The following is a 524-nucleotide window of genomic DNA, read 5'->3' as shown; positions in this document are numbered from 1 at the left end:
AAAGAGATTGGTTGCGGGGGCTGGATTTGAACCAACGACCTTCGGGTTATGAGCCCGACGAGCTACCAAGCTGCTCCACCCCGCGTCCGATTTTTCACCTGTTTTAAGTTGGGTGACAACTATTTTTATCCATCGCCGTAGCCATGAATATCACTTCTCTACCAAGTAAAAAAGTGGAGCGACACACGAGGTTCGAACTCGTGACCTCAACCTTGGCAAGGTTGCGCTCTACCAGCTGAGCTAGTGTCGCATCACATCTCTTTAAAAGAGATTGGTTGCGGGGGCCGGATTTGAACCAACGACCTTCGGGTTATGAGCCCGACGAGCTACCAAGCTGCTCCACCCCGCGTCCGATTTTGCACCTATTTTAAGTTGGGTAACAACTATTTTTATTCATCGCCGTAGCCATGAATATCAATTTGGAGCGACACACGAGGTTCGAACTCGTGACCTCAACCTTGGCAAGGTTGCGCTCTACCAGCTGAGCTAGTGTCGCATCACATCTCTTAAAAGAGATTGGTTGC

At 49.6% G+C, this 524-nt stretch carries 4 tRNA genes; all 4 read right to left on the bottom strand.

Annotated elements, in window-relative coordinates:
- Positions 1–8 precede the first annotated feature (8 nt).
- The 4 genes from C9J42_RS21425 to C9J42_RS21410 all read right to left on the bottom strand — a co-directional run bounded on the left by C9J42_RS21425 (position 9) and on the right by C9J42_RS21410 (position 496).
- Positions 9–85: transfer RNA gene (locus C9J42_RS21425), tRNA-Met, on the bottom strand.
- Between the two features lie 89 nt (positions 86–174).
- Positions 175–250: transfer RNA gene (locus tag C9J42_RS21420), tRNA-Gly, on the bottom strand.
- A 22-nt stretch (positions 251–272) separates the two neighbouring features.
- Positions 273–349: transfer RNA gene (locus C9J42_RS21415), tRNA-Met, on the bottom strand.
- Between the two features lie 71 nt (positions 350–420).
- Positions 421–496 (bottom strand) — tRNA-Gly (locus C9J42_RS21410).
- Positions 497–524 lie beyond the last annotated feature (28 nt).

The organism is Photobacterium sp. GB-56 (assembly GCF_003026105.1).
Classification (GTDB): domain Bacteria; phylum Pseudomonadota; class Gammaproteobacteria; order Enterobacterales; family Vibrionaceae; genus Photobacterium.
This window is presented reverse-complemented; position numbering and strand designations above follow the sequence as displayed.